The sequence below is a fragment of the Nioella aestuarii genome, from assembly GCF_050896395.1.
GTDB lineage: Bacteria > Pseudomonadota > Alphaproteobacteria > Rhodobacterales > Rhodobacteraceae > Nioella > Nioella aestuarii.
Map to the genome: position 1 here is coordinate 60,924 of NZ_JBPBBA010000001.1, position 19,466 is coordinate 80,389.

The following is a 19,466-nucleotide window of genomic DNA, read 5'->3' on the forward strand; positions in this document are numbered from 1 at the left end:
ACAAGCCAAACCCTAGCCAATTTCGCCCCGATCTGTCGACCGTCTTGCCCCATCCTTTCCCAAGAAAACCACAGAAACGGCTGGCTAATGCCTTAACCCTATGCAAGCTTTTGCAGGCCTTATAAAATTATCGAGAAGCAGAGCAGGACGGCGCGGGCGCGCAAAGGCAGCCCCAAGCCAGGAAGATGAACGGGAAAATGCGCGATTCCGGCACTAAAGACAGCGTTCTGGTCGTCGATCTGGACGGGACATTACTGCGTTCGGACATGCTGTTCGAATGCTTCTGGGCCAGTGCCGCGCGCACTTGGCGTACGCCTTTGATTGCCGCCAAGGCTCTGTCACAAGGCATCCCCGAGTTAAAACGCGCACTGGCGGAAACCGCCTGCCCAGATGTCACACGCCTGCCTTACAACGCCGAGGTCATCGCCCATATCGAAGCCTGGCGCGCCGAGGGCGGCAAGACCGCGCTTGTTACGGCCTCTGACCAGATCCTTGCCGACCGGATCGCCGCGCATCTTGGCCTGTTCGACGAGGTGTTCGGAACCGAGCCCGGCAATAACCTGAAGGCAGAGCGCAAGGCCGCCTTTCTGGACAATCATTACGGCGCCGGCGGTTATATCTACGTGGGCGACAGTCGTGCGGACCTGAAGGTCTGGTCCCGGTCCAAGGCCGCCGTCACCGTTGGCGCCAGCAAAAGCTTCCGCGCCAAGGTGGCCGCGGTGAATGCTGATGTCACGCATCTGAGCCCCCCTGAACATGTGCTGATCCCAATCTTCAAGGCCATGCGCCTGCATCAATGGCTGAAGAACGTTCTCGTCTTCGTGCCGATCCTGGCGGGGCATTTGGTTGGGGTGGCAACGTTTCTTCAATGCCTGTTGGCCTTTGTCGCCTTTGGCTTGGTCGCCTCCTCTGGCTATGTACTGAACGATCTGCTGGACCTTGGCCCAGACCGGGCACATGCCCGCAAATGCCGCCGCCCGATGGCCTCGGGTCGGTTGCAGGTGCCACATGGTACGGTACTGCTTCCGATCCTGTTGAGCCTTGGTCTTGCGACCGCCGCCACGCTCAGCCTGAAGTTCCTTGGCGTGATCTTCTTCTACTTCCTGATGACGATGAGCTATTCGCTCTGGCTCAAGCGCAAGGTGATCGTGGATATCTGCGTTCTGGCCGGGCTTTATACCCTCAGGATCGTGGCTGGCGGCGTGGCGACCGGCGTTCCGCTGTCCCTGTGGCTGCTGGCCTTTTCGATGTTCTTCTTCTTCTCGCTTGCCGCCGTCAAACGGCAGGCAGAACTGGTGCATCTGAAATCGACCGAACACACGAAGGCTGCGGGCCGGGGCTATGGTTTGGAGGATTTGCCGATCATCACCCAGATCGCCGCCAGTTCAGGTCTGCTGTCGGTGCTCGTCCTGGCGCTTTACATCAACACGCCCGATATCCGTGCGAACTACCTGTCACCCACATATTTGTGGGGGGTCTGCGTGCTGCTGATGTTCTGGGTCACGCGGATGGTGTTCGTCACCCATCGGGGCAAGATGAACGATGACCCGATGGTCTTTGCTGTGACCGACCGCACCAGTCAGGCAACCTTCCTTGCGATGCTGGCGCTTGCGGCGGGGGCCTTGCTGCTATGACATCGACCGCCCTTGCGCTGCGCTATGCCCTTTTCGCGGTGATTGCGACCGTGGCCAATCTGGGAACCCAACGGGTTGTCCTGGCCTTTGGGGACAGCGCCGTTGTTTTCGCCATGGCCGTGGCGGCTGGCACGCTGATCGGGCTGGTAGTGAAATACGTGCTGGACAAGCGCTGGATCTTTTTCGATCAGTCCACCGGGGTAAAGGCCCACAGCCGCAAGTTTGCGCTTTATACCGCAATGGGGCTGATCACGACCTGCATCTTTTGGGGCTCGGAAACTGCTTTCTGGCTGATCTGGGGCACCGATCTGATGCGGGAACTGGGGGCCGTTCTGGGCCTGATGGTGGGCTATGTGACCAAATACATGCTGGACCGTCGCTTCGTCTTCAATGATGACCGCTTGCAGGCAGAGGGGGCGTAATGCAGCTGACTGGTTGGGGCAACTTCCCGAAACGAACAACACAACTGACTGCCCCGAGAACCGAAGCCGAAGTGGCAACACTGGTGACGCAGGGCCGGGCCATCGCGCGGGGTAATGGGCGATCCTACGGCGACAGCGCCATCGGCGCTGCGCGCACGCTGGACATGCGCCATTTCGACCGGATGCTGTCCTTCGATGCGGCCAGCGGGCAATTGGTGGCCGAGGCGGGCGTGATGCTGGCAGATGTGATCGACAGTTTCCTGCCGCGCGGCTGGTTTCCCATGGTCACGCCGGGAACCAAGCTGATTACCCTTGGTGGGGCCATAGCGGCGGATGTGCATGGTAAGAACCACCATATCGACGGCAGCTTTCGTGCCTGTGTGGACTGGATCGACCTGATGGGGCCGGACGGGTCTGTGACCCGCTGTTCGCGTAGTGAGAACCCGGATCTTTTCGGCTGGACCATCGGCGGAATGGGACTGACCGGCGTTATCCTGCGCTGCGCGATCCGGTTGCGGTCGGTTAAATCGGGCTGGATCCGGCAGACGATGATCCCCGCCGCCAATCTGGACGAGGCCATTGCCGCGTTTGAGGACAGCATGTCGGCAACCTATTCCGTGGCCTGGATCGACTGCGCCGCCAAGGGGGATGCGCTTGGCCGGTCTTTGGTCATGTTAGGTGAACACGCTGAGCCAGGCGAAGTACCCGCGCGCTACCGCGCCACCCCCTTCAGCTCTCCACGTCGCCGCAAAAAGACCTTCCCAATGAACGCACCGGGATTTGCGCTCAATCCGGTCTCGGTCCGTGCATTCAACGCGCTCTATTTCTGGAACGGGTCGCGGCAGGAGGGTCAGCAGATCGTCGATTGGGACGGGTATTTCTACCCGCTCGACGCGATCCTGAAATGGAACCGGCTCTATGGCTGCAAAGGGTTTATGCAATTCCAATGCGTCCTGCCGAAAGACACCGCGCGCGAAGGGCTGCACCGGCTGATGTCAGCGATTTCCGAATCCGGCCAGGCGTCTTTCCTGTCCGTCCTGAAACGCTTCGGCCCGCAGGACAGCCCGTTCTCCTTTCCTATGGAAGGCTACACGCTGGCGCTCGATTTTCCGCGCCATGCCCGAGCCATTGCATTGATGCCGGAACTGGACGCGATCACTCTGGATCATGGCGGGCGCTTCTATCTTGCCAAGGACAGCCGCGTTCCTGCTGACACCTTTGCCACCGCCGACCCCCGCGCCGCTGCATTTGCGCAATGGCGGCGGGACAACGGCCTTGCCGACGCCTTCGCCTCGGCCCAATCCGAAAGGCTCCACCTGTGACCCACCCCGTTCTCATCCTCGGCGCACGGTCCGACATGGCCCGCGCCACCGCTCGTGCCTTTGCTGCGCTCGGTCATCCGATCCAACTGGCCGCCCGCAATGCAAACAGCATGGAGGTGGAAAAGGCCGATCTTGAAACCCGCTACGGGGTTGAGGTCACGCTACATGAATTCGATGCGCTTGACGTGGCCGGGCATGAGCGCTTCGTCGATGGCTTGCCAGTGCTGCCCGGCATCGCTGTATGCGCCGTGGGAACCATGGGCGAGCAGGAGGAAAATGAGAAAGACCCGGCCAAGGCGGTCGCGGTCTTGCGATCCAATTTCGAGGGGCCCGCGATCGTTTTCGGGGTTCTGGCGGATCGGTTTGTGAAACGCGGAGCTGGCACATTGGTGGGAATCAGTTCCGTCGCGGGCGACCGTGGGCGCGCGTCGAACTATGTCTACGGATCGGCCAAAGCGGGCTTCACCGCCTTCCTGTCGGGCTTGCGCAACCGGTTGGCCAAGAAAAATGTGCATGTGGTGACCGTGAAACCGGGTTTTGTGAACACCGCCATGACCGCCCATCTGGACCTGCCCGCAAAGCTGACCGCCGAGCCAGGCGAAGTCGCGGGCGCCATCGTCAAAGCTGTGGAAAAACGTCGTAATATCATATACGTGCGGCCAATCTGGTGGCTGGTGATGTCGATCATCTGCGCAGTGCCCGAGACGGTTTTCAAGAAAACCAGCATCTGATCGCAACCACCCGGATCAATTCGCGCGCGCAGAAAGTTGCTCGCGCTCGCAGCAAAACGGCAGTTTTCCGCCGCAAATGTGGCGGGTCTGCCTTAATCGCTCTGGCATTCTTGTTTCGTTAAAAATGTGAGTGTATCCCTTTTGCCATGAGGGACAGATATTTTGACCTGCTGGGACAGCGGGCCGTTGACAGTAAACCTGAGTTCATGGAATCGCCCGCAGCCGTCATCACGACGCTTGCGGCCTCGGCGCTTGTCTGCGCGACCATCCTGACACTCACGGTCACCAAGATCGCCCCGGCGGTTCGGATTGCCACGCTCGGCGTCGAGCCCGCCCGTGTGGAGATCCCGCAGGCAAGCCTTGGGGCGTTGCCTGTGTCCGACGGTATGGGGGCTTCAATTGCTGGGGTTGATCAGGGACCGGAACGGCTGATGCCGACGTCTCTTCCGCCGATGGCGCCAGGCAATGACTACGTGCTGGCCGAACCCGTGATCGAACCGCTCCCACAGGAACCCGCCCCGACAATCATCGCTGGCAGACCTCCGGTGGACGCCGTGCCGCGCCCTGCCCATATCGAGGCGCTGGCCGCTGCAGCGCGCAGTTTCACCGACCCTGCCAATGTGGCCTCGCTTCGCCCGGAACAGCGCCCCTTCGATCCAGCACCTGAAGAACCGGTGATCGAACTGGCCGTCGCCTCTCCGCTGGCCGCGATTGTCAGCCCGCGCCCCGCCTTACGTCCCGCAGATCTGGATGTCACCGCCGCCTCCAGCCTCGTGGCGCGCGCCACAGACCCAACAGAAAACGTGACCTTGGCCGCACTTACTCCGGAAGAACCGGCCGCGCTTGGGCCAGCTTTTGATCGCAGCGCCAATGCCTGCACCCGCCGCCTCTCTCGCGAAATTCCGCGCCGGGCGGGCAGCGCAGCAGGCGGTCAGGCCTTCATTGCCTCGCTTGAAAACGTCTCTGGCACCACCCGCGACGCGGCAATCGCCCGCGAGGTTCTGGGCGGCAATGTTCCGGCCTTCCTGCGCGACCTTGCCCCGGTCACCTTCACCGGCATCCTGCCCAATGGCCGCAGCGCTCAGATCACCATTTGTGTGACGCCTGATTATCTGGCCGTCGGCAGCGACAGTGATTTCGTGCGCGTGCCTCTTGGCCTGTCTGCAGCGGCGCAGATCGCGGAAGAGTTCAATATGATGTTGCCGACCACCCGGATGGTCGATGCAATCTACGCACAAGCCGATCTGCGCCTGTCGCCCTCACCGATGACGCCTGGCTCTCAGATGTCCTCGACCACCTATTTCATGCGCCACAATGCCACCGTGGAGGGACAGCGCCAGAACGCGGGCGGACGTCTTGGGATGCTGGTGTCCGGCCACAAAAAGGATCTGGTCCTGACCAACCGCCTGTCCAGCGCGCCTGGCCGCGTGGCGATTTACGGCTGGCACCGTCCGGGCGGCAACCCGATCCAGCCACTGTCCACCGTGCATGGCGCTGAATATGCTGACTACAGCCATGGTGTACGCTTGGTCAGCCGCACCGCCTTCGTCAACGGTCGTGCTGTCGATCTTCAGGATCTGCTGATGGATGGCACCTACGCGGGGCTTCTGAATTCCGAAGGCCCGATTGGACGGCCTGCCATCCAAATCGCTTCGCGCTGACTTCCGAACGATCGAGCAGACACAAGAAACCCCGCCCTCGCCGGCGGGGTTTTTCACGAGACGTAGCCTGCGCCCTCAGCCGTGGCGGGTGGGTGGGTGGGGCCACGGCTGAGGGCGCAGATCCTGTCAGTTCACATCATGGAAACAACGGAACCCTAGGTGATAGTTCCGGTGGCTCGACGGCGACATCACCCGGCTGCCATGCCAGAAGGGTGCCCGCCAACGCGCCCAATGCTCATGCGCGCGCACCGTGTCCCAGATGAACCAGCTGCCCTTCATCTCTGTCACCCCAAGCGTGGTGGACCCCCGGCTTGCCATCTGATCGGGCGACAGCGGCAGGTTCATGTGCTCTGCCGCATTGCCGTCGATGTCGTATGCGCCAAGCGGGCTGTGGCATTGCGGGAATGATCCCGCCGGATAGGTATTGGATCCGCAGCCGTTGAAACTGCCGCCATTGCAGCTGGCCGATTTGAAACTGCCGGTGGCACAGACCCCAGACCGCCAGGGGCCGATACTGTAGGTGTTGCGGGTATGCGCCCATTCCGAGTTGTGCCAGGCGCGCATGGCCTGCGGACTGCCCAGATCGAAGCGATAGTCAGGTTCGAGCAGCGCTCCCGCCGCCGCCCCTTCCCATTCATGGGCATCACCGATCCGGCCGCCTTCCGCCGCACAGAGCATATGCGCCTCACTCGCGCGCACCCAGACCACAGGGTAGACCATGGGAATGTTCGGATATTCGAACATGTCCACACAAACCTCGGCATCCTCCGGACTTTCAGTGGCGGGATCATAGAGCGGTGCGCGATAGCGGCCGCCGCAGATCCGTTCCCACCTGGCATTGCGATAACTTTGCTGCACGCTGGCCACCGAACCGCCAATCCGCGCTGCGGCCTCTTCCGGCGTCATCGCGTGGCGCGTCACCGCCGGATTGCCCTGTCCGATATAGGAAGATCCGGCAAAGATCTGGCGGATCCGCTGGATCTCGGCATTGGATACGCCGCGCACTTGCCGCATCTGATCGAACATCTGTTCGTTCAGCTCTTGCAGGCTTTGCGCGCCCCCCGCCCCGGCGCCCATGACGCCGATGATCAGGGCCACGAGTGTTCGGGTGAGATATCTCATAGGGGGCACTCCTCGTGCTTGGGGTTACTCTCGTCTTAGCAGATAAAAGAAATCACGGTTATCGGCGAAGCCCACGAACCGCGGGATTGTTCCGTTGCGCGTGTCCTGATCCACATGGCTCATGCCGCTGACCAGATGTTCGGCCTCGATCCAGTCATCATCCTCGGTCTCGGGGTAGAGCGCCATATAGGTGTGTTCCTGGCTGTTCATGTCCATGAGCATAGCATAGTCGCAGTGATAAGCCTGGAACGTCCGCGCCATGGCCGAGGGTGTGGCGGTCGAGAAATAGGCGTAGATCAGGAACTGACGGCCATCGACCTCTCGCAAACACGATCCGGCGCGCAGGGTGCGCAGTTGCGCGTCCGCGGAACCGGACCAGTTGCCAGCCCCCCATTGGGTCACGCGATCACCGGGCACGCTTTCGCCGGTTTCAGGGTCTGGATGGATCAGGGGCACGCCATTCTGACGGGCAAAGCGCAAATGCGGCAGCAATTCCTCGTTCAGCTCTTCCGTCCATGTGGTCATGCCGAAGGTGCCGTCATTGGTGACATAGATCGTCGAGAGCCCCGGCCAAAGCCGGCTGAGCACCGTTCCATTCACGAGGAACCCGTAGTGATGCCCATGGTTGAACGTCGCCATATCGCCATAGCGGAATGCACCGTGATCGCGCTTGTAACCACCTGTGAAGGTCGCGGCGACCCGGTCGGTCAGCGAGGGGCTGAGCATCCCCACCATGACAAGCGGATCGGGAGAGCTGATGCCATCGGGTCCGGGGATCGACCAGTCGCGCCCGGCCCCGTGAGGGCGGGAGGACCATTCGAAACCGGGGTGATCGGTGCCAAGCTCGTACCCGATTTCAAACTCCCGCATATCAAAGGCCACGAGGTAGACATTGGCGCCGCGTTCGACCCCATCCAACCAGTTGGTCTCACCCGACCGGTTCAGAATGTCGTCGCTGATCATGCCGGGCTGCACCATGCTGGCGTAGATACCGGGCGCGTCTTCGACCTGATACCAGCTACCCGCTTCCATTCCTCCATCAGCGCCCACGAGATCAAATCCGGGCGCGGCGCGCATGACCGGGAAGCGCCCCAGATTGGCCTGACCAAGCGCGGCCACAACGGCACCGGGATCCTCCGATTCCGCCTCGTCCGAGCTTTCAAGATAAGCGTCGCGGAACAGGGTGCCCTTGATCAGGTTAACGATGGAGTCACCAAAGAGAACATTCTCTCGGAGAAACTCCGCAACGGCCTCTCTTGTGGTGCGTGACCCGGATACCCGGTTGCGCAGATACATCGTGCTGTCGCAGATCGGCGCGTAGGGCAGCGTTTCCTCGCGGGCTTCTTCAAGCTCGGGGCTGCGACCCTCCCATGGGGCGCATTCCACCTCGTCGCCATCGTTTTCGATCAGGATCATCGGATCGTCGCCATCCATTTCCAGCGAGATCTGCCAGAAATCCGGCGCGGCGTTTTCAAGGTGATAATAGCGCGGGCGAGACAGGTCATCGCTGTCGACACGCAGAATAAACCAGGCGTTCACCATCGGGTTCATCGAGGTCAGCGTGACCTCCAGCCCGTTGTCACCGGTCAGGGTCATTTCGTTGCGGAAGGGTTGAAGGGCATAGATCGACCCCGGCGCGTCGGAGTTGTACACCTCCATCTGCGCCTGAAGCGTCTCTTCGTCCGGCAAGCCGATGCCGTTGGCCAGGGCGGGGCCCGACAATGTGATAAGAAGGGCCGAGATCCCGGCCGCTTTCAGCGCGCGTTGTCCAGTAAATGTCATTCCGATTAAATCCAGCTCCAAAATATCTGGTCCCTGGCAGCGTCCAGACCCCGTCCCAGTCCAAAACTGCCTTGTTTTTCCAACTCTTGATGCTGCAACGATTCCCGTCGCCGTGCAATGGCAGCATTCCATGACTCGGGGGTAAAAAGCTGCTCACGAAGGTGTGAACGAACAGGGGAAGCGGGTGATTTTCAGTTTCGCCAGACTCCTTGACATTTCGGCGCATTCCGTCAGTTATCCGGCAATTCAACGGCACGGGCGGCAAATTGGATGCGCGACACACTCGACAAACGGATCATCCGGGAACTTCAGCGCAATGCGCGCGAATCTACTTCGAACATTGCGCAGGCGCTTGGTGTAGCTCGGTCTACCGTGCATGAACGCATTGCCCGGATGGAAAAGGACGGCACCATTGCGGGCTATTCGGTGGTGCTTAGCCGCAATCCCAGCGAGGAAACCGTTCAGATCCTGATGATGCTTGAGATCCGCCAGCAGGACACGCGAAAGGTTCTGCAGCGGCTGAATACATACCCCGAAATTCAAGTGGTTTTCTCCATCAACGGTGAGTTTGACCTCTTCCTCTCGGCAGAGGCCCCACGGGTCGAAGACCTCGATATCCTGATTGACGAGATCGGAGAGATTCCCGGCGTCGTTCGCACCACCACATCCGTGGTGTTCGGGCGTCGCATTGACCGCCGCTCAGATGAGACGGCAGAGCGCATTTTTCGCCAGATGCAGGCCATGTCGACAATCGAAGCAGACTAGCCCGGCATTTTGCCGGAAATTTCCAGAACCGCGAACAATCGGTAGAGGACGACAGGACGCATCCTGCCTCAGGCTTTGGGAAATGATCCCACAGATGAGGCAGGAAAATGCGCAACTGGACCGTTTGCATTGTAGGCGCAGGCAAGATCGGCACGATGATTGCCGAGCTATTGAAAGCATCACCCAACTATTCCGTCACCATTGTCGACAGCGAATTCGCGAACCTAGCGCCCTTCCAGCAGGCCGGGTTCAAAGTGGCGCAGGCGGACGCCAGCGATCAGGCCGCGTTGACCCGCGCCCTTGATGGGTTCGACGCGGTGATCAGCGCTGCGCCCTTCTTTCTGACACCCACCATTGCTGCCGCCGCCAAGGCCGCTGGCGCGCATTATTTTGACCTTACAGAAGACGTCGCCGCGACCGAAGCGGTTCGCAGGCTTGCTGAAGACAGCAAAACCGCCTTCATGCCGCAATGCGGATTGGCACCAGGATTCGTCGGCATTTCCGGGGCACATCTGGCTGCGCAGTTCGACAAGCTCGACACGCTGGCGCTCCGGGTGGGGGCGCTGCCGCTCTACCCGACCAATGCGCTGAAGTATAATCTGACATGGTCCACTGACGGGCTGATCAACGAATACTGCAACCCCTGCGACGTGATCGAGGGTGGGGAACGGATCAAGGCCGCGCCACTGGAATCGTTGGAGGAATTTGGCCTCGACGGGGTAGATTACGAATGCTTCAACACCTCGGGCGGGCTCGGCACCCTGACCGAAACGCTTCTGGGCAAGGCGCGCAAGGTCTCCTACCGGACGATCCGCTATCCCGGCCACCGCGCCATTATCAAGATGCTGCTGCAGGACCTGCAACTGGACACCCGCCGCGACCTGATGGGGCAGATCTTTGAGACCGCCCTGCCCCGCACGGATCAGGACGTTGTGCTGATCTTTTCAACTGCGACGGGCTGGATCGACGGCGAATACCGCGAACGCAGCTTCGTCAACAAATCGCTGGCCGGTCAGGTGAACGGCAAGACCTGGGGCGCGATCCAACTGACAACCGCTGCGGGCGTCACCGGTGTGATGGACCTGATGCGTCAAGGCAAGCTGCCCTCACAGGGTTTCGTCCGGCAAGAGGACGTCAGCCTGAACGATTTCATGCAAACCGAATTCGGCCGCTACTACGGCAAGGGTGAGCTTACCCGGCTGCACAGCGCCGCCTGAGACAAGGAAAGAACCATGACTGCAAAAGACACGCTGGCCGCGCTTGGCCTGACAGATGACATGCTGACCGGCGGCAGCCTGACCGTCACCTCGCCCATTGATGGGGCGGTGCTGGCCGATCTGGCCGAGACTGCGGCCAACGACATGCCCGCCATCATCGCAAAGTCCCAAGCCGCGTTCAAAGCCTGGCGCACCGTTCCCGCACCACGCCGGGGGGAACTGGTGCGGCTGTTGGGCGAGGAACTGCGCGCCGCCAAGGAGGATCTGGGCCGGCTGGTCAGCTATGAGGCCGGCAAGATCACTTCCGAAGGGCTTGGCGAAGTGCAGGAGATGATCGACATCTGCGACTTCGCAGTGGGCCTCAGCCGCCAGCTTTATGGCCTCACCATCGCCTCGGAACGGCCCGGCCACCGGATGATGGAAACCTGGCACCCGATGGGGCCCGTGGGCGTCATCACTGCCTTCAACTTCCCCGTCGCGGTCTGGTCATGGAACACCGCGCTGGCGCTGGTTTGCGGAAACCCGGTGATCTGGAAACCATCCGAGAAATCGCCTCTGACTGCGCTGGCCTGCGCCAATATCTTCGCCCGCGCCGTGGCCCGGTTCGGGGGCGATGCGCCCGACTCGCTGTTGCAAACCATCATTGGCCGCGCCGATCTGGGTGAAGCACTGGTCGACAGCCACGATGTACCGATCATCTCGGCCACCGGTTCGACCCGCATGGGCCGCGTCGTCGGCCCGCGCGTAGCCGCCCGCTTCGGGCGTTCGATCCTTGAACTTGGCGGCAACAACGCGATGATCGTCGCGCCCTCCGCAGATCTGGAAATGGCCGTGCGGGCAATTGTGTTTTCAGCCGTTGGAACCGCCGGTCAGCGCTGCACCTCTCTGCGCCGCCTGATTGTGCATCACTCAATCCGCGACGAACTGGTGGCGCGGCTGGTCAAGGCCTATGCGGGGCTGCCGATTGGCCATCCGCTTAAGGACGGGACGCTTGTCGGCCCGCTGGTCGATGAGGCGGCAGGTAAGGCGATGACCGCTGCGCTGGAAGCGGCCCGCGAATCGGGGGGCACGGTGCATGGCGGCAACCGCGTGACCGAGGGCGTGCCAGAAGGCGGCGTCTACATGCAACCCGCCATTGCGGTGATGCCGGCGCAAAGCGAGGTTGTGGAAACCGAGACCTTCGCCCCGATCCTCTACGTCATGTCCTATGACAGCTTCGACGAGGCGCTGGAGATGCAAAACGCCGTGCCACAGGGCCTGTCTTCCTGCGTCTTCACCATGAACATGCGCGAAGCGGAGCGGTTCATGTCCGATGACGGATCCGATTGCGGCATTGCCAACGTCAATATCGGTCCCTCGGGTGCAGAGATCGGCGGCGCATTTGGTGGTGAAAAGGAAACCGGCGGCGGGCGTGAAAGCGGCTCGGACGCGTGGAAAGCCTATATGCGCCGCCAGACCAACACGGTGAACTATTCCGCCGAGCTGCCGCTGGCGCAGGGCGTCACCTTCGATATCTGAACAATCGGGCCGGGGGGGGGGGTGGTACCGCCTCCCCGGCTTGAACGGGGGACCTCTGGATCCACAATCCAGCGCTCTAACCAACTGAGCTAAGGCGGCACTGGCGGGGTGGATAGCCCTCGTTGCGCCGGAATGCAAGCCTCTCTGTCACGTCAATTTCAGCTTCCATGTCTGTTCTTCCAGAGGCTGTCCAAACGATATGACGGGATGGCTGTCGATGCAGGCAAACCCCGCCTTTTCATAAAGCGCACAGGCGGCACGGTGGCTGGCATGGGTCCAAAGCACCATCTCCCGGTACTGTTTTTCCCGGGCATAGGTGATGCAACTATCAAGCAGGCGTTTTCCAAGCCCTTTGCCTCGCGCTGCAGGGGTCAGCATGAACAGCCTCAACTTGGCCTGACCCGGTTCCGGCCCTTTGACGCAGAAGATCGAGCCAAGCCGCTGATCTCCTTCCCATGCGATCCAGCCGCGTTCGCAGTTTGGGTCATGGGTTCGGATGAAGTCGGCCAGAATTTCGGCAACCAGGGGTTCGAAACTGGCGTCAAAGCCTTCTTCCCGTGCGTACAGCTCTGCATGCTGCTGGATCAACCAACCGGCATCGCCGATGGCCAGATCTCGCAATTCTATCCCGTTTGACATGCGATTTCCCATTTGTGGGCACCGTGAGCTTCCAGTATTTTATCTTGTATGATCGCGGGCAAGGGTCTAGGCCGCTCGCGAAACCCCTTTCGGGGAAACCAGGCTCTCGGAGGACATGAATGGGCATCGACAGCGAAAGCGAAATTGCAGCCAACCTGCAGATCGGCCCGACGACCCTGGGCATGGTACGCATCTATATCGAGGCCGATGGCATCGATCTCCCGCTGGATTTCGACCCTGAGGAAGCCTTGGAAATCGCCGAGGAACTGCGCGTCGCAGCCGAGACAATCCGCAAGGGCAGCAAAGGCTGAACCCACAGATACGAGGGGCGCTGCCCCTCGCGCTCCCCGGAGTATTTCGGCCAAGAAGAAGGGGGCGCGGAAAATTTTGGTTAAATGCTGCCCGGTTTGGGATCGCGGTATCCGTGCAGGCGTTGCGCAGCGGTTCGGGCGAACTTTTGGGTCAGCACCTTGCGCCGGGCGGGGGCCAGCTTGGTCTCTGGCCCGAAGCGCAGGATCTCCGCGTCGTAGGCATCGGCGATGATCAGCCCGGTTCCCTCGGGCAGAAGGTCTGTCGGGAACGCCTGATCCACCGCCCAGAAATAGCGATCACACCATTCCAAATAGCCGTCCCATTTCGAATCGGAGGTAAAGTCCACCCGGCTCGACTTGCACTCGATTACCCAGATCTCCCCCTTGGGGCCAAGCGCCATGACATCCACCCGTTTGCCCCGTTCCGGCACAAATTCCTCAAGGCTGGCGAAATCATGCTGACGCAAGTGGCGACAGACGCCCCTGGCCAGCAGCTGGCCGGGCATGAGGTCAGGAAGGGGGGTGTCACTGGGCATGGACTCATGCTGGAACAATTCAAGAACAAATGCAATCTTCCGTATTTGCCTTGCCGGACCCAAACAGAGCGCCTATTTGGGAGATTGACGGGTTCTGCCTTTCTCGTAACGGGCAAAATTCCGGTGGCCTTAAGCAATTCCGAGGGAGCTGGCTCTGTGCGGACCCTGGTTCGTTTACCTGGCGCCCACCTGTATAAACAGGTCCTCGGGAATTAAATTCCCAACGGCTGTGGTGGTCCCGTCACCTAGCAAAGACCAAGGCCCGGAGCGGATGCTTCGGGCCTTCTTTCTTGTCGGAACATGGCGCTCAGCGGCGGTCGACACGCACCGGGATCGCAACGGGATCAGCCACGGGCAACGCGTCACGCTTGCCGCCGCTGTGATCGTCCTCCTCTTCGCCCATGGACATGATCTTGTAGCCGATCTGCGCCGAGCCAAAAGTGATGGTGCCAAAGACAATCAGCATGGCGACCGCAACCGGACCTTCCGCCGTGTGGGTCACTAGGTGCCACAGGTTTCCGACATTGAAGGCGAGGATCATCACCGTGAAGGCCACGGAAATACCGAAGCCAACAAACGCATGGGCTAGGATCATCCTGATATGGTCTGGCATTGCACTCTCCTTGACTATGTCAATCAGGTTAGCACGATGGGCCCGGCCTGCAAGTCACCTGCCTGCGGCAGAGCCGCCCAGGGGGCGACTTCCGTCTACGGGTCAAAGCGCTTGCCTGCTTTGGGGCACCGGCCTAGCGTCGTGCTGAAAACGGAGGCAGGTCATGACGGCAGCGAAAGACACCGCGCGGGCAACGGTCAAGGAACGCATGGGCGAGCTATCCCGTTGGACGCGTAATATCTGGGACTACGGCGAAACTGCTTGGCGCGAATACAAATCCTGCGCCTATTACGTGGATCTCTTGCGGCGTGAGGGCTTCGAGGTCGAAGAGGCAACCGGCGGTATGCCCACGGCCTTCTGCGCCACCTGGGCGAACGGGGACGGGCCGACGATCGGCGGCTACGCCGAATACGACGGCATCCCCGGAAACTGTCAGGCGGCAGAGCCGCGAAAAGCCCCCCGCCCCGGCCTCTCCCCCCATGCGGGCGGCCACACCGACCCGCATTCGGCGCTTGGCATGGCCTCGCTCGGCGGCTTCCTGGCCGCCAAGGCCGCGATGAAGGCGCATAACATCCAGGGGCGCCTCAAGTTCTTTGGTGAACCAGCTGAAAAGCTGCGCGGCTCGAAACCTATTCATGCCGCGGCTGGATATTACGACGATCTGGATGCCGCGATCAGCTTCCACCCGTTCTACATGGCGACGCTGTGCAACACAGTGCGATGGGACACGCATTGCGGCGTGGGCTACGGGGTCATCTATGAATTCACCTGCGACGCGCCGGAAACCTGGATGGCCGGCGAAGACGCATCGCCCATTCCCGCCAGCCATGCCGCCGCGCGCGCGCCGGGGGCAACGGATGCAATGGTGCAGATGTATCAAACAGCGAAAGCCTTGCGCGAACATGTGATGGCACCGGGGCAAAGCTGGTCGATGAACGAAACGATCCTGTCCCACGGGCAGGCCACGGCCGACAACATCCCAGCACAGATCGCGCAGATCCAGTATTTCATCCGCATCAGTGAGGTCAGCGAGGCCGAACATATCATCCGTGGGCTTGATCATTTCGCCGAGGCTGCTGCGAAGCTCTGCCACTGTTCGTGGCGGCGGCACTGGGTGGCCAAGTCCCGCCCCGGCCTGCCCAACCACGCCATGGCCCGCGCCACCTATGCCAATCTGGAGTCGGTCGGCGCACCGGTCTGGGGTGAGGAGGCGGCAGAGTTTGCCCGCGCGATCCAAAGCGAGTTGGGGCTGGAGCCGATGGCCGACCCGTTCCTGCCGATGATCTCGGAGCTGACGCCACCGGAAGAGGCCGAACGGCAGCTGCGGAAGAACCTGCCGCCCTCACAGCGCCATTTCACCTCCGATGACTACACGGAGTATTGCTGGCACGCGCCGACAGTGCGGCTCTATATCGGGCGGCCAGCTCTGACCGCGCCCGAGGGTTTCGCTTACCCGGCCTGGGCAATGAATGCCCTTGGCGGGCATCCGGCGACAATTGATCCGATGACAGAAGTGGCCGCGCAAGTCGTGGCGATGACCGCGCTTGATTGCCTGACCGACCCGACGCTACTGAAAGAGGCGCAGGCGGAGTTTCGGGAGCGCATCGCCGCCGAACACATCCCGCCGCTCTGCGACTACGCCCCGCCGCTAAACTTCCGCTGGCCCGAATACGTGACCACGGCCCGGGGGGAGGATTGGGTGATCCCGACACCGCACTGAAGAGTTTCAAACCAAGAATCTTCGCTGGCGGAATGTTCTTCGGACAAGAAAATTGAGCATTCGCACAATCCTCCTGAACCAAGAGTTTTCCAGCTCAGAACGCCTTGGGCTTCGCTTCGCGCGCCATGTGGTCGAGCACGGCATTGACGAATTTCGGCTCGCGCCCTTCGGGGAAGAAGGCGCGGGCCACATCGACGAATTCGGTGATCACGACCTTCGGCGGTGTCGCGGATTCAAGCAACTCAGCGCCTGCTGCCCGGAACAGTGCGCGGATCGTCGGGTCGATGCGGGAAATCGGCCATTTCGCCACCAAGGCCCGGTCGGTCATCTGGTCGATCTTTGCCTGCCAGTTCACCGCGTCATCCAGCAGCTTGGTGAACAGATCCGGGTCGGCCTCGGCCAGCTCCTCGCCCGCCACTTCCTGGCCGAAACGAAAATCAAAGAACTCCCGCCGAACCTTGTCCACCGTTTGGCCCGCGGCCTCCATCTGGAACAGCGCCTGCACGGCATAAAGCCGAGCCGCCGATTTCATCTGGCGCTTTTCGTCCTTCGAGGGGCCCTTGGGGGTGGTCATGCGCGGTTTGATCCTTTTGCATCGCCAGCAATCAGCATCTCGCTGCCCGCCGGTTTAAATCCGATGCCGCCTTTAGGCGCTGCAAACTTCCGCGTCAACGCGATAAGGTGCAACGCCGCTGCCGCAGCACCCCCGCCCTTGTTCTGGTCGGCGGGATCGGCACGGACTTCGGCCTGTTTGCGGTTTTCTACCGTCAGAATGCCATTGCCGATGCACGCACCCTCCAGCCCCAGAAGCTGGATCGCGCGGCTGCTGTCGTTGCACACCGTGTCATAGTGGGTGGTCTCACCCCGGATCACGCAGCCAATGGCCACGAACCCGTCAAAATTTGCCTGCCGGTAAGCAATGCGGATCGCCGTGGGCACCTCCAGCGCGCCGGGAACTTCCACGATCTCATAGCTCGCGCCCGCCTCTTCCAACGTGGCAATCGCGCCCGCAATCATGTTGTCCGCGATATCCTTGTAATACGGGGCAACGACGATCAGCACCTTCACCGGCTTGTCAAAGGACGGCAGCGGCAGCGTGTAGTGGGTCTCAGAACCGGCCATAGCGTCAGCCCTTCATGATCGGGCGCGTGCCCACGATGGAAAGCCCGAAAGCATCCAGGCCCAGATAGCGAGTTGACGGAGAGTCGGTCAGCAGGATCAGCTCGTTCAGGCCCATCTTGGACAGGATCTGCGCCCCAAGCCCCGTGTGCTTGATGGTTCGCGGTCCCTGTTCTTCCTCTGGCGCAAAGGCCTCTTTCCGCGGTGCGCGGATCAGGCAGACCACGCCCCGGCCTTCCTCTGCGATGATCCGCATGGCGGTCGGCAATTCGGCGGTCGGTTTCGGGCCGAGCCCCAACAGATCCGCGCCAGCCTGCAGCGCATGTGTGCGGACAAGCACCGGATCGCCGGTGGTAATATCGCCCTTCACCAACACCACATGTTCAACGCCATGGGTTTGGTCGGTGAAAATCCGCATTTCCCATTCACCGCCGAATTCAGAGCTAACCGTGTCGCGGGTGGTTTCGACCACCAGGTTGTCACTCCGCGAGCGATAGGTGATGAGGTCAGAAATCGTACCGATCTTCAGGTTATGTTTCTTGGCATATTCCACCAGGTCGGGCAATCGGGCCATGGTGCCGTCTTCGTTCATGATCTCGCAGATCACAGAAGCCGGATAGTACCCGGCAAGACGCGCCACATCGCAGCCTGCTTCCGTATGACCTGCCCGTACCAGCACACCCCCGCGACGCGCGCGCACCGGAAAGACATGGCCGGGCGTTGCGATGTCGGCAGCTGTGCAGTTCGGGTCAATCGCGGTCTTGACGGTCAACGCCCGGTCAGCAGTGGAAATGCCCGTTTCCACACCTTCGCGCGCCTCGATCGACACCGTAAACGCCGTCTCATGGCGCGAGGAATTGTTGACCACCATCATCGGCAGGCCCAGTTCCTCAACCCGTTCCGCGGGCAATGTCAGACAGATCAGACCGCGCCCATGGGTGGCCATGAAATTGATCGCATCCGCAGTTGCGAAATTCGCCGGGATCACCAGATCGCCCTCATTTTCACGATCCTCATGATCGACGAGGATGAACATGCGGCCCTGGCGGGCTTCTTCGATGATCTCCTCTATCGGGGAAATCGCGCCTTTGAAGTCAGTCTCGACGGGCCCTGGGGTCTCGAATGTCATTGTGGTCCCTTTCGCCTTGGGTTGAGCAGCAGATAACGCAGCCTGCCCTTCGATACCAGTGAAGACACATCGAAACAGGTGCTGGACACGACGTCACGGCGCAGCCTAGCCTCCGCAAAATCGCACAGGAAAGGCCCGCCAATGCGAATATCCCGCATGATCACCGCCGTCGAAGCCCATGCCGAAGGCGAACCGGGTCGCGTCATCACCGGCGGGCTGCCACCGATTCCCGGAAACTCGGTGTTCGAAAAGATGCAGTGGATGCAGGCCCATGCCGATGACATCCGCCTCTTGATGCTACGCGAACCACGCGGCAACCCGGCGCTCTGTTGCAACGCCATCGTTGATCCCTGCGATCCGACGGCAGATGCCGGTTTCATCATCATGGAACAGACGGAATACCCGCCCATGTCAGGGTCGAACACGATCTGCACGGTCACCGTTCTGCTGGAAACCGGAATTCTGCCCATGGTCGAGCCGGTGACCGAGTTGACGCTAGAGGCTCCGGCGGGCCTGATCCGGGTTCGCGCCGACTGCAAGGACGGAAAGGTCACCCGCGTCACCTTCCGCAACGTGCCCTCCTTCGCCCTGCATCTGGATGCGGACATCGAAGTCGCGGGCCTCGGGACTGTCCGGGTTGATGTGGCCTGGGGCGGGATGTTCTACGTGATCGCCGATTCCGCCCAGTTCGGGCTGGACCTCACCCCGGAAAACGGGGCCGAGATGGTGCGCCTGTGTGAGGCCTTGCGCCGCGCGGCTCGGGATCAGCTGCCCGTCGCCCACCCCGACAACCCTGCCATCACCGGCCCCACAATTTCACAGCTGACCGGCCCGGCGCAGCAACCGGGCAATCACGGGCGCAGTGCCGTCACTGTCTCGAACAGCGTCACCGCGCCGCCAAGCGCCATGTCGTTGCCCGGCGCGCTTGACCGTTCCCCCTGCGGCACGGGCACCAGCGCAAAACTGGCCTGTCTTCATGCGCGCGGGTTGTTGGCCCAGGGTCAGGATTACATCAACGAAGGCCCCATCGGCACCACCTTCACCGCCCGGATCGAGGGGCTCACCCATGTCGGCACATATCCCGCAATCATCCCAAGCATTGCCGGTCAGGCATGGATCTACGGTGCTAGCCAATACATGCTCGACCCCACGGATCCGTTCCAGCGGGGCTTCCGCGTTGGTGACATTTGGGGCTGATGCACAGCCCCTCTGCGCAAAGCAACCA

At 61.3% G+C, this 19,466-nt stretch carries 19 protein-coding genes and 1 tRNA gene; 11 read left to right on the forward strand and 9 right to left on the reverse strand.

Annotated features, from left to right (window positions below; all coding sequences use genetic code 11):
* Nucleotides 1-185: 185 nt before the first annotated feature.
* The 5 genes from ACROHD_RS00325 (at nt 186) to ACROHD_RS00345 (ending at nt 5,770) form a co-directional block, all read left to right on the forward strand.
* Nucleotides 186-1,634, forward strand: a complete 1,449-nt coding sequence (locus ACROHD_RS00325; RefSeq protein ID WP_432675258.1) for a UbiA family prenyltransferase — start codon at nt 186-188, stop codon at nt 1,632-1,634.
* Entirely contained in the window at nt 1,631-2,056 is a 426-nt protein-coding gene (locus ACROHD_RS00330; RefSeq protein WP_432675259.1) for a GtrA family protein, read from the forward strand. The genes ACROHD_RS00325 and ACROHD_RS00330 overlap by 4 nt, the downstream gene beginning before the upstream one ends.
* A complete protein-coding gene (locus ACROHD_RS00335) occupies nt 2,056-3,378 on the forward strand; it encodes an FAD-binding oxidoreductase (RefSeq protein WP_432675260.1) in 1,323 nt (440 codons plus the stop codon). Before ACROHD_RS00330 ends, ACROHD_RS00335 begins: the two co-directional genes overlap by 1 nt.
* Nucleotides 3,375-4,109, forward strand: a complete 735-nt coding sequence (locus tag ACROHD_RS00340) for an SDR family oxidoreductase (RefSeq protein WP_432675261.1) — start codon at nt 3,375-3,377, stop codon at nt 4,107-4,109. Before ACROHD_RS00335 ends, ACROHD_RS00340 begins: the two co-directional genes overlap by 4 nt.
* 206 nt (nt 4,110-4,315) lie before the next feature.
* A complete protein-coding gene (locus tag ACROHD_RS00345) occupies nt 4,316-5,770 on the forward strand; it encodes a hypothetical protein (RefSeq protein WP_432675263.1) in 1,455 nt (484 codons plus the stop codon).
* A gap of 126 nt (nt 5,771-5,896) precedes the next feature.
* On the opposite strand, the gene ACROHD_RS00350 is transcribed toward ACROHD_RS00345, so the two are convergent.
* Both ACROHD_RS00350 and ACROHD_RS00355 read right to left on the reverse strand, forming a co-directional pair.
* Complete coding sequence (locus ACROHD_RS00350; RefSeq protein ID WP_432675264.1) at nt 5,897-6,892, reverse strand: SUMF1/EgtB/PvdO family nonheme iron enzyme; 996 nt, start codon at nt 6,890-6,892, stop codon at nt 5,897-5,899.
* A gap of 24 nt (nt 6,893-6,916) precedes the next feature.
* Nucleotides 6,917-8,674 carry a hypothetical protein gene (locus tag ACROHD_RS00355; RefSeq protein ID WP_432675265.1) on the reverse strand — a complete coding sequence of 586 codons (1,758 nt, stop codon included), beginning with the start codon at nt 8,672-8,674 and terminating at the stop codon, nt 6,917-6,919.
* Nucleotides 8,675-8,944: 270 nt separating this feature from the next.
* On the opposite strand from ACROHD_RS00355, the gene ACROHD_RS00360 reads away from it, so the two are divergent.
* The 3 genes from ACROHD_RS00360 to amaB all read left to right on the forward strand — a co-directional run bounded on the left by ACROHD_RS00360 (nt 8,945) and on the right by amaB (nt 12,174).
* The gene (locus ACROHD_RS00360) at nt 8,945-9,439 is read left to right on the forward strand and encodes an Lrp/AsnC family transcriptional regulator (protein WP_432675267.1); all 495 of its coding nucleotides are present in this window, start codon (nt 8,945-8,947) and stop codon (nt 9,437-9,439) included.
* A 107-nt stretch (nt 9,440-9,546) separates the two neighbouring features.
* Entirely contained in the window at nt 9,547-10,656 is a 1,110-nt protein-coding gene (locus tag ACROHD_RS00365; protein ID WP_432675269.1) for a saccharopine dehydrogenase family protein, read from the forward strand.
* 15 nt (nt 10,657-10,671) lie between these two features.
* Complete coding sequence (amaB, locus tag ACROHD_RS00370; RefSeq protein ID WP_432675270.1) at nt 10,672-12,174, forward strand: L-piperidine-6-carboxylate dehydrogenase; 1,503 nt, start codon at nt 10,672-10,674, stop codon at nt 12,172-12,174.
* Between the two features lie 22 nt (nt 12,175-12,196).
* On the opposite strand, the gene ACROHD_RS00375 is transcribed toward amaB, so the two are convergent.
* Together ACROHD_RS00375 and ACROHD_RS00380 are read right to left on the reverse strand one after the other, a co-directional pair.
* Nucleotides 12,197-12,273 (reverse strand) — tRNA-His (locus tag ACROHD_RS00375).
* 48 nt (nt 12,274-12,321) lie between these two features.
* Entirely contained in the window at nt 12,322-12,813 is a 492-nt protein-coding gene (locus ACROHD_RS00380) for a GNAT family N-acetyltransferase (RefSeq protein WP_432675271.1), read from the reverse strand.
* 119 nt (nt 12,814-12,932) lie between these two features.
* On the opposite strand from ACROHD_RS00380, the gene ACROHD_RS00385 reads away from it, so the two are divergent.
* Nucleotides 12,933-13,124 carry a DUF6324 family protein gene (locus tag ACROHD_RS00385; RefSeq protein WP_432675272.1) on the forward strand — a complete coding sequence of 64 codons (192 nt, stop codon included), beginning with the start codon at nt 12,933-12,935 and terminating at the stop codon, nt 13,122-13,124.
* An 80-nt stretch (nt 13,125-13,204) separates the two neighbouring features.
* Here ACROHD_RS00385 and ACROHD_RS00390 read toward each other — a convergent pair whose 3' ends face one another.
* Both ACROHD_RS00390 and ACROHD_RS00395 read right to left on the reverse strand, forming a co-directional pair.
* A complete protein-coding gene (locus ACROHD_RS00390) occupies nt 13,205-13,660 on the reverse strand; it encodes an MmcB family DNA repair protein (RefSeq protein ID WP_432675273.1) in 456 nt (151 codons plus the stop codon).
* Between the two features lie 307 nt (nt 13,661-13,967).
* Nucleotides 13,968-14,273 (reverse strand): hypothetical protein, encoded by a 306-nt coding sequence (locus ACROHD_RS00395; protein ID WP_432675274.1) that lies wholly within the window; start codon nt 14,271-14,273, stop codon nt 13,968-13,970.
* 163 nt (nt 14,274-14,436) lie between these two features.
* On the opposite strand from ACROHD_RS00395, the gene ACROHD_RS00400 reads away from it, so the two are divergent.
* Nucleotides 14,437-15,993, forward strand: coding sequence for a zinc-binding metallopeptidase family protein (locus ACROHD_RS00400; RefSeq protein WP_432675275.1), 1,557 nt, complete (start codon nt 14,437-14,439; stop codon nt 15,991-15,993).
* Nucleotides 15,994-16,087: 94 nt separating this feature from the next.
* Here ACROHD_RS00400 and nusB read toward each other — a convergent pair whose 3' ends face one another.
* Genes nusB through ribB form a run of 3 tightly spaced genes read right to left on the reverse strand, consistent with a single transcriptional unit; the run spans nt 16,088 to nt 18,241 of the window.
* A complete protein-coding gene (nusB, locus tag ACROHD_RS00405; protein ID WP_432675276.1) occupies nt 16,088-16,567 on the reverse strand; it encodes a transcription antitermination factor NusB in 480 nt (159 codons plus the stop codon).
* Entirely contained in the window at nt 16,564-17,115 is a 552-nt protein-coding gene (locus ACROHD_RS00410; protein WP_432675277.1) for a 6,7-dimethyl-8-ribityllumazine synthase, read from the reverse strand. The genes nusB and ACROHD_RS00410 overlap by 4 nt, the downstream gene beginning before the upstream one ends.
* 4 nt (nt 17,116-17,119) lie before the next feature.
* Entirely contained in the window at nt 17,120-18,241 is a 1,122-nt protein-coding gene (gene ribB / locus ACROHD_RS00415) for a 3,4-dihydroxy-2-butanone-4-phosphate synthase (RefSeq protein WP_432675278.1), read from the reverse strand.
* Nucleotides 18,242-18,382: 141 nt separating this feature from the next.
* On the opposite strand from ribB, the gene ACROHD_RS00420 reads away from it, so the two are divergent.
* On the forward strand, nt 18,383-19,438 hold the full coding sequence (locus ACROHD_RS00420) for a proline racemase family protein (RefSeq protein ID WP_432675279.1): 1,056 nt from the start codon (nt 18,383-18,385) through the stop codon (nt 19,436-19,438).
* Nucleotides 19,439-19,466: the final 28 nt, after the last annotated feature.

What these genes read in the sequence shown, in the direction of transcription:
- ACROHD_RS00400 (WP_432675275.1), top strand. Translation starts at nt 14,437, where the DNA reads ATGACGGCAGCGAAAGACACCGCGCGGGCAACGGTCAAGGAACGCATG.
- ACROHD_RS00420 (WP_432675279.1), top strand. Translation starts at nt 18,383, where the DNA reads ATGCGAATATCCCGCATGATCACCGCCGTCGAAGCCCATGCCGAAGGC.
- nusB (WP_432675276.1), bottom strand. Translation starts at nt 16,567, where the DNA reads ATGACCACCCCCAAGGGCCCCTCGAAGGACGAAAAGCGCCAGATGAAA.
- ACROHD_RS00360 (WP_432675267.1), top strand. Translation starts at nt 8,945, where the DNA reads ATGCGCGACACACTCGACAAACGGATCATCCGGGAACTTCAGCGCAAT.
- ACROHD_RS00365 (WP_432675269.1), top strand. Translation starts at nt 9,547, where the DNA reads ATGCGCAACTGGACCGTTTGCATTGTAGGCGCAGGCAAGATCGGCACG.
- ACROHD_RS00345 (WP_432675263.1), top strand. Translation starts at nt 4,316, where the DNA reads ATGGAATCGCCCGCAGCCGTCATCACGACGCTTGCGGCCTCGGCGCTT.
- ACROHD_RS00410 (WP_432675277.1), bottom strand. Translation starts at nt 17,115, where the DNA reads ATGGCCGGTTCTGAGACCCACTACACGCTGCCGCTGCCGTCCTTTGAC.
- ACROHD_RS00355 (WP_432675265.1), bottom strand. Translation starts at nt 8,674, where the DNA reads ATGACATTTACTGGACAACGCGCGCTGAAAGCGGCCGGGATCTCGGCC.
- ACROHD_RS00380 (WP_432675271.1), bottom strand. Translation starts at nt 12,813, where the DNA reads ATGTCAAACGGGATAGAATTGCGAGATCTGGCCATCGGCGATGCCGGT.
- ACROHD_RS00385 (WP_432675272.1), top strand. Translation starts at nt 12,933, where the DNA reads ATGGGCATCGACAGCGAAAGCGAAATTGCAGCCAACCTGCAGATCGGC.
- ACROHD_RS00325 (WP_432675258.1), top strand. Translation starts at nt 186, where the DNA reads ATGAACGGGAAAATGCGCGATTCCGGCACTAAAGACAGCGTTCTGGTC.
- ACROHD_RS00390 (WP_432675273.1), bottom strand. Translation starts at nt 13,660, where the DNA reads ATGCCCAGTGACACCCCCCTTCCTGACCTCATGCCCGGCCAGCTGCTG.
- ribB (WP_432675278.1), bottom strand. Translation starts at nt 18,241, where the DNA reads ATGACATTCGAGACCCCAGGGCCCGTCGAGACTGACTTCAAAGGCGCG.
- ACROHD_RS00350 (WP_432675264.1), bottom strand. Translation starts at nt 6,892, where the DNA reads ATGAGATATCTCACCCGAACACTCGTGGCCCTGATCATCGGCGTCATG.
- ACROHD_RS00335 (WP_432675260.1), top strand. Translation starts at nt 2,056, where the DNA reads ATGCAGCTGACTGGTTGGGGCAACTTCCCGAAACGAACAACACAACTG.
- ACROHD_RS00395 (WP_432675274.1), bottom strand. Translation starts at nt 14,273, where the DNA reads ATGCCAGACCATATCAGGATGATCCTAGCCCATGCGTTTGTTGGCTTC.
- ACROHD_RS00330 (WP_432675259.1), top strand. Translation starts at nt 1,631, where the DNA reads ATGACATCGACCGCCCTTGCGCTGCGCTATGCCCTTTTCGCGGTGATT.
- amaB (WP_432675270.1), top strand. Translation starts at nt 10,672, where the DNA reads ATGACTGCAAAAGACACGCTGGCCGCGCTTGGCCTGACAGATGACATG.